Annotated in this window: 6 protein-coding genes; 2 read left to right on the top strand and 4 right to left on the bottom strand. The window is 43.7% G+C overall.

From position 1 onward, the window contains the following. The first annotated feature begins 149 nt into the window (after positions 1-149). Positions 150-629: a DUF2489 domain-containing protein gene (locus OW491_RS14015; RefSeq protein ID WP_290036549.1), complete on the top strand. Its 480-nt coding sequence runs from the start codon at positions 150-152 to the stop codon at positions 627-629. A 2-nt stretch (positions 630-631) separates the two neighbouring features. Further along, complete coding sequence (locus OW491_RS14010) at positions 632-1,006, top strand: hypothetical protein (protein WP_290036548.1); 375 nt, start codon at positions 632-634, stop codon at positions 1,004-1,006. Here the strand turns inward: OW491_RS14010 and OW491_RS14005 are convergent. The 4 genes from OW491_RS14005 to OW491_RS13990 form a co-directional block, all read right to left on the bottom strand. Further along, a complete protein-coding gene (locus OW491_RS14005; RefSeq protein ID WP_215150891.1) occupies positions 1,003-3,678 on the bottom strand; it encodes an ATP-binding protein in 2,676 nt (891 codons plus the stop codon). The genes OW491_RS14010 and OW491_RS14005 overlap by 4 nt on opposite strands. Then, positions 3,678-4,625, bottom strand: a complete 948-nt coding sequence (locus tag OW491_RS14000) for an ABC transporter substrate binding protein (RefSeq protein ID WP_290036547.1) — start codon at positions 4,623-4,625, stop codon at positions 3,678-3,680. Before OW491_RS14000 ends, OW491_RS14005 begins: the two co-directional genes overlap by 1 nt. 21 nt (positions 4,626-4,646) lie before the next feature. After that, entirely contained in the window at positions 4,647-6,734 is a 2,088-nt protein-coding gene (locus tag OW491_RS13995; RefSeq protein ID WP_290036546.1) for a TonB-dependent receptor, read from the bottom strand. A 205-nt stretch (positions 6,735-6,939) separates the two neighbouring features. Next, positions 6,940-7,893 (bottom strand): zinc transporter ZntB, encoded by a 954-nt coding sequence (locus OW491_RS13990; protein WP_075170898.1) that lies wholly within the window; start codon positions 7,891-7,893, stop codon positions 6,940-6,942. Positions 7,894-7,913 lie beyond the last annotated feature (20 nt).

The following is a 7,913-nucleotide window of genomic DNA, read 5'->3' as shown; positions in this document are numbered from 1 at the left end:
ATACCGAACCCCTGATTGCGCTGCAGTCAGGGGTTTTTTTATGGTTATTGTTTTTACGATTGGCTAAACAGGCGGTGTTTTGCTTTACCTTTTCTATATAATTAGTGACAGTAATTATTTAAGTAGTCGTAAAATAGAGAGAGTGAGCTTTGTCTGATTCGGTGATGTATATTTTGTTAGTTGCGGGGATTTTGATTTCTGCTGTATTGATGGTTGTTATTTATCGGCAGGTTAGAAGTTTGCGACGCAAACAAGAAGAGCGATTAGCAAATCAAGAGAATTTGGAACGAATCCAAAAAGAGCGTTATGAATATATTGAGAGTAGCCTCAATATTTTAACCGATGCCTTAATTAATTCTCAGATAGGAGTGGTTGAGGGCGCTATTCGCGTTAAATCACTGCTAGATTATTATAATCCAGCTCTACATGATGAGCCTGCTTATGCGGTATTTACTGAAATACATGAACAGACAGAGCATATTCCTATTAAAGAAGCGTGGAAAAAGCTAGAAAAGCCTATCCGTCGCAAGCATGAGCTATTCATGGCACGTTTGGAGATAGCCCACGGGGAAGAGGTCGTCAAAGCCGCCGGTCAACTCCATGCCCATATCAACAAAGCGAAGCAATAAAGGTGGAGTTTGTTGCCACTTTTTTGGTGTGCTTATTCATTCTACTATTACTCGTAGTCGCTTTAGTTTTTGGACGGCCGCCTGTTTATCGCCCAAGCCGTGAGTATGTACTAAATATGATTGAAGGCATGATTAGCGGAGAACAAGACCAAGATGCATGGACGCTTTTTGTAGGACTTCCTATTATTCATGATCCTGAATTAGAGGAAATTAGGCAGTCTTGCTATGAGTTAGAGTTGGATGCGGAATCTGGTGGTGCTGTTAGTTTTGGTTCGGCTCGCTACCGTTATAACGACCAAGGTATGGATCGTTTAAAGTTATTACGAGGTGAGCTGGAGCAGCTAATTCTCAAAACTCCAGTATTTAAGTCTTTTTAACCATCTGTGTTATCAACTGATTTAAGCACGCGCTTAAGCTGCCATATTGCATACCAGAGTTCTTTCCAGTTAACTGGTGCAGTATGTAATATGTTATGTATTTCGGAAGCGCAGCATTCAATTTCTGGTAGCTCATACAGACCAGCTAGCCCAATAAGTTGATGGTTTACTTCGCCAATAATTTGAGTGTTGCGTGCCGTAAAACTATCGTGTATCTGTTGACACAATCTACCGAGCTCCTCTTCGATCTGAGAGGTTGATACATCGTAATCCTCTATATTGGTAACTTTCTCCTGCTTGCTATGAGGCGACTGGGATATGCTATTGGTTGTATTTCCAACTGTTAAGTATCTAATGGTTGAAATTAGTTCGTCGTCGTTCACAGGCTTGAGCAGCACTTTTGAAATTCCAGCGCTGATGAGTGCGTGATGTTCATGAGCAATAATATTAGCTGTAAGGGCTATTACGGGCAGATCAGGGTACTTCTGCTTAATGTGTGAGGTAGCCTCTAAACCATCCATGACTGGCATATGCACATCCATGATCACCAAGTCCGGCTGTTGGGCTTGGGTCTGTTCTATGGCTTCTACTCCCGTCGCTGCGGGGAATACATTGATGCCAGATTTCTCGAGAATTTTGCTGATTAACAACCGGTTGAACTCGTTATCTTCAGCTAGGACTACGCTAATAGGTAGCAGGTTTTCGTTATTTTCTTGTCCTGTTTGAAGTAGGTAATACGGTAGATCAAGGGCTTTAAATAACGCATCTGGCCGTGCTGGCTTGGAAATAGGAATGAGGTTTGTCGGGTGTTCAATTGGAAGTTGACAATCGGAAGGTAGCATAGCTACGACAAGGTTTCCTTGTGAGGAAAGTAGCGATAGAGAGGCGTGAAAGATGCGCTCTTCCTCAGATGTTGCTTTAGCCGGCAAGCCAACCATAAATGTGTTGTGAGGTGCGAGGTGTTGCAAGCATTCGTCAATGGAGCGGACATTGATAACGCGCTCAGTTTGTCGAAATAGAATTTCAATAAGGGATCGGCGTTGAGATACATTACCTTCGCAAATAACTATATTTTGTTCGTTATTATAGGTTGGCGGCTCTACTTTAATAAGCGGACGGTTTTCACTAGGTTTGAAAGGCAAGTAGAGACTGACGGTAGTCCCTTCACCTTCCTCACTAATCATCTCAAGACGGCCGCCCATGAGTTCAGTCAGCTTTTTCGAGATAACAAGCCCGAGGCCTGAGCCTCCAAAACGACGGGTGATTGATGTGTCGGCTTGCATGAACGCTTGGAAAAGCTGTTCTAGATGCTCCTGCGGAATACCTATACCAGTATCGATGACTTTTAGAGTGTATAAACTCTGCTGATTGTTGATAGGGCTAATATCGACATGGACTTCTACCGTGCCGCTTTGTGTAAATTTAACCGCGTTGGCTATAAGGTTAGAGATTATCTGGCGTAAACGTGTAGGGTCGCCAATAACGTCGAGGTCTTGGCGTGGCTGCATATGTGTTATCAGCTCAAGGCCTTTTTCATGAGCTTTAGGCGCTTGCATTTCTAGCACATCATATATGATTTCTTCTAAATTGAAGTCGATTAGTTCAAGTGTAATTGCATCTTGCTGGAGTTTAGAAAAGTCCAGTATGTCATCAATAATTGATAGCAGCATCAGCGACGTTTGATTGATGATCCGTATGTGCTCTAGTTGTTCTGGTGAGCATGGCGATTGCTTCATTAACTTCGCAAAACCCACAACAGAAGTCAGAGGCGTGCGCAACTCATGACTCATTCTTGCTAAGAATTCGTCCTTAGCTTTATTTGCTTCATCGGCTCTTTTGCTGGCTTTTGCAAGAGCAGTGTTTTGTTGTTCCAAATGATGGAGTGTTGCCTGTAATTTTCGGGTGGCTAGGTTAATGCGGTTTTCTTGGTTAGTGACTAACTTTTGTATGGTATCAGCCAGCCCGTTTAAGCCTTGCGCTAAGAGGTTAAATTCCCCTGTATAAGTATTGGTAACTCGCGTGTCTAAGCTGCCTGTTTGGATCCGTTCCATTACTTGCGTTAGCCCAAGGATAGGTTGGGATATTCGCTTGCCAAAACGCAGCGCTAATACAGCAGAAGATACGAAAGCCAGTAGTAATAAAGATATACTGGCCAGTAGAATTTGTTGCTCTTGTTTCTCTTTGCGGCTCTCGGACATGATGACTATAACCCAACCGACAGTATCTGAAATACTTTCAGTTTCTTGAAACTCTGGGTTATCCAAAAAAGGTATGCCTGTTGTGCTAACTGGCTGAGTAAAATACCAGTATTGATCGTGAATGTAGGCCGATGGCGCAGCGACCTTTAAACTAATAGGAAATTGAGCTGAGCGTTGAATTAACTGATATTCGCCGTTCAAGAAAAGTACATCCGCTACATCTTTTTCTTGAAATGGTCCTTTGCTAATTGATTTGAGCAACTCGTTGTTACCGGTCATTAAAGCAAACTCGGATGAAGAAGCGACCAGCCTCGCCAATAGCTGCCCTCGTTCAACAAGAATATTCTCTGCATCTTGTAAGCGCGTCATTGTGAAGTATGCGCCCAAAACAAGAGAGATAAATAACAGAGGGAATAAAGTTAACAACAGCAGTCTTTGGCGAATACCAAAGCGGGTATTGATTGATGTTGGCATTAGCTATTCCCCTGTAGCGTTGTACGCAGTCGATCACTGGACGGCGGATATAGCTTGAGCTGTTTAGCCGTTGACGCGTTAATCTTGACATCAAAGTATTTGGGGTATCGGGGGCTGTTTAACTGGCGACTTACCTGAAAATCACTAATTAGCTCGCCTGTTTCTGTTCCTACCTGAACGGTTGTGGAGTAAACGGCTGCTAGGGCTCCCGCCTTAACATAGGTCTCGGAGAATCCGATGAGTGGCTTTTTGTGACGCAGTGCTAGATATAAAGACCACTTGGCGCTTGCCCTGTTGAATGCACCCTGATCCGGTATGGCAAGGAAGATGTCACTATTAGATATAAGTGGATTAATGATGTTGATTGGGTTGTCTGTAGACGCTAAAACGCTTGATCGGCTTGTGAATTGATATTGCGCTGCAGCCTCTTCAAAGAAGGGCTTTTCTTTGAAAGAAGATTGTCCAAACAACGTGCTAATGACGGTTGCACCGGGTACTAGCAGCCGAGCTAGGTGTACTTGTCGGGACATGGGTTGGTCAATGAATAGAGCGCTCACTTGATGGTCGTTACGATTAAATTTTGCCGTTAGGCGCTCGTAGCTGCGCCTCGGAATAAAGCTAGCTAGGATGGGGGTATCAGGGTAGTCCAACAAAGCGGCTTCGAACGCTTTGCTTCCTAATGTGACCACCAAGTCGCTTTGGATTGATGATCGTTCGTTGGGGTATAGCTTAAATACCTCTATTTCAATTTGCGAAGGAGAGGTATTGATAATCTGCTCAGTGACAGAACGATACGAAACATCGTTGCTGCTTAACAGAACAGTTACATGCATTTGCGATAAATTTGATTGCCCGTAGGCTGATACACACGCTATAAATAGCAATGGGGCTAAAGCTGCACTACCAATATAGGCTCTCAACTTAAGCAGTGTGAAGCGTACGTGCATTTGCATTCCTTGCTATGAATATCAAAAGCTAAGATCCATCGTTAAATATAAGCGCCGATCAAATAAGTTGTTCTCTCCAAAGTCGTGATATTCATGGTTAAAAAGATTTTTTACGATAATTTTCGTGGTTAATACTTGCTCATGAGAAAGAGGATGAGTAAAGCTTAATTGTGAATCAAATGTGCTAAAGCTATCAACTTGGCTACTGTCAAACCACTCTACATCAGACATGTAATTATAAACTAAGCTAGCATTTATCGCAGGCGTGAAGGTGTGATTGTATAAGAGCGATAAGGTATGGCGTGGAGATCTTTCATCCATCGTTTGGTTTTTCTTAGCTCCGCGATCTTTAATACCCGTCAGACGGTTATAGTTATAAGCAAGGTGCACTAAATCATTAGGCGTTGTGTGAAAAGTCGCCTGTAAATCGAGACCTTTAGCGTAACTATGAGATGCATTTTTGACGATAAATACTCGGCTATTAGAGTCTCCATCAACGATAGTTAACAGGTCAATGTCGCTGTTCGTGAAATAGCTGTTTAGTCCATCACTGATTTTCTCTTGGTATAGTTTGATGTCGATATAGCCCTTGTAACGAGGCAGGGCCCACAACAAGCCTAATTCCGTGCTGATCAGCTTTTCAGGGTCCAAGTTTGTGTTACGCATAGACACATAATCAAAGACAACACCTTCAGGAGATTGATAGCTTACTTGCGTCATTTCTTCTAGCAAAGAGGGCATGCGGTACGCTTTAGTCGCTGCTGCGCGCAATGTGATAGCTTTTGACGCTTGGTAGTTTGCACCAAGGCGGACTGATGTTGCTGTTCCCGCAATCGTCGAGTCTTCAACCATCAGTCCGAAGTTAGTATAGAGCTTTGGTGAAAGTTGCCATTCTACATTGTTAAACGCATAAAATAGATCTTCGTTGATAGCTTCTTCTTGGCCTAAGTAGACAGCGCTCTTAACCGTATCTTGTCGGTAGCCAATTCCACTTGCCATGTTGATAGTAGAGCCAAAACCTTGGGTGTACTGAAGCTCTAGTCCGGAGCTTTGAGCTGTTCCTTTTTCTCCTGCAGGCCAGACGGCGAAGTCAGAGACGGTTTGCGAAGGGAATGGATAAGCTGGGCCATAAAGCCCTGCTAACTGTTGTAGTAAACCGTTTATACCTGCAAGCCCGGGATCCCCTAAAAATTCTGATGCCATTATGCGTGGCGAGTTAAGTTTTAAATAGTTATTAAATACGCTAATACGGATATCGCTGTTGTCTGTTAGTGTTCGTTGCCAATCTAGTTGCTCATAGTGAGAATGATGCTCACGTGGCAGGTAGTTATAAGGCTCGTCTGCTGGGTCGTCTGCAGCGCCTATATCAATATAACCATGGCTGAAACCTGCCGATATATTGATGGTGTCAAACAGAGTGGGTGTAAACGTGAGCGATACGTTACCCATATTGGCTTGCTTGCCATCATTTACATCATCGAACCCGTTATTCTGATCATGGGTCAGGCTGGCTCTGATACTCATGTCATCAGTACGCTTAGAAAATGAAGCGCTCACACGCTTTGTCTGCTGGCTGCCTAAAGTGGCGCTAATATGGTGGGATTCTTGATCGAGAGGCTGGAACGTAACAATATTAATCGCGCCGATTAATGCGTTTGATCCATATGATGGAACGTTTGATCCGCGAACCACTTCAATATAGTCAATATCTTCGATGGATATACCAAGAGTATTCCATGCCACGGTGGATAGCATAGCCAAGTATACTGGGCGGCCATTAATACGTATATCTAGCCGATTCGGAAACTCTCCGGAGTTGCCGTGATAGCTAACCGCATGCTTGTTGGCATTGGGATTATAGCTTTGGAAACCCGGTACCAACTTAAATAGCTCTGTGATATCGGTTGCCGTTGACGCTTTAATCATCTCCTGAGAAATAATCGTGGTCGATACCGGCAGCTCTTGCAGGTTTTGAGGTAATCGGGATACAGAGGATATCTCTGGTATGTCGTTAAAAAGATCCGTTTCGTTGTAACTGAACACATCCTGTGACAGCAAGAAAGAAGTCGTCAATAAACTGCGAACACATGTCTTTTTTAAAAGGGACATCTACTAAGTAACCCGTATTTTTGTTGTTGCTACACACGCGTGCCGATATAAATAATAACCGCAGTCATTAAAACAGCTTCGATGATAAAGCCGTTCGTTGTTAGCACCCAGTCGAGCATATTAAAGAACCTTAAAATTGATCATTAATTATACTGTTTTAAGGCGCTTACGAGTAGTCACAACTGTAACGACCACTTACGAACCTTCACATCCAGCGATTACGATAGAAATACCATAGCATGAGAGCTGAAATAGCCGTTAAACCAGCGACGAAATACGTAAATGCCCATGGGGATTCTGTCCCAGGGATGCCTCCTATATTTACGCCTAAAAGCCCTGTTAAAAAGCCCAAAGGTAAAAAAACAGCAGAAATAATAGAAAGTAAATACATGCGCTGATTCAGCAGGTCGGTTGTGTAACTGACTAACTGTTCGATAATGACGCTGATCCGCTCACTCACAGATTCTAATTGGTCGAGCTTGCGCATCAATCGCTCGTTAATTTCTTCAACTACGCGACGGTCATGTTCGCTTAATAAGGGTGAGTCTGACTCGATAATCCCGTCAAAGGCCTCTTGTTCGGGTAACAAGTAGCGACGCAGCGCAATGATTTGCCGTTTAAGATCAGCCACTTGCTTACGATGCTCTTGTTTAGGTTGATCAACAACCCTGTCTTCAATACTGGTTACTTGATCATCTACGCGGTCTACAAAATCAGCCACACGCCCTGTTAGTCGTTGGCATAAGGTGGTGATGAGTTCACCTGAGTCTCGTGGTCCTTTGCCTTCTTCGAGGCGTTTAACGGTATCCTGAACACTCAGGAGCACGCGGCGTCGGGTGCTAATAATCCGGCCTTCCTCTAACCAAATGCGAATAGAGACCATATCTTCGGGGTCTTCATCGGGGTTGAGGTTGACGCCACGCAAAATTAGTAACACCCCGTTATCATATTGGTTAAAGCGTGGGCGGGACTCTTCTGCCAAAAGTGCTTCGACCACAATAGGGTCTATTTGGCTTTCATTACGAAGCCATTGTTTTGCACCGGGGTTATCAAAATTGAGGTGGATCCATTGAGCACAGTGGTTTCTCTCAAAGGGGTATGGAGAGGGTGTGACTCCGCCTAAACCGTCAAGATCAAATGCGTGAATTAAACCTTCCATTGTTACCTCTAAGAGCAAAA

The organism is Neptunomonas sp. CHC150, assembly GCF_030397555.1.
GTDB classification, from domain to species: Bacteria; Pseudomonadota; Gammaproteobacteria; order Pseudomonadales; family Balneatricaceae; genus Neptunomonas; species Neptunomonas phycophila.
This window is presented reverse-complemented; position numbering and strand designations above follow the sequence as displayed.

Bases quoted from the DNA above. Each gene is read 5' to 3' on its own strand.
- OW491_RS14005 (WP_215150891.1), bottom strand. From the start codon at position 3,678: ATGCCAACATCAATCAATACCCGCTTTGGTATTCGCCAAAGACTGCTG.
- OW491_RS14000 (WP_290036547.1), bottom strand. From the start codon at position 4,625: ATGCACGTACGCTTCACACTGCTTAAGTTGAGAGCCTATATTGGTAGT.
- OW491_RS13995 (WP_290036546.1), bottom strand. From the start codon at position 6,734: ATGTCCCTTTTAAAAAAGACATGTGTTCGCAGTTTATTGACGACTTCT.
- OW491_RS13990 (WP_075170898.1), bottom strand. From the start codon at position 7,893: ATGGAAGGTTTAATTCACGCATTTGATCTTGACGGTTTAGGCGGAGTC.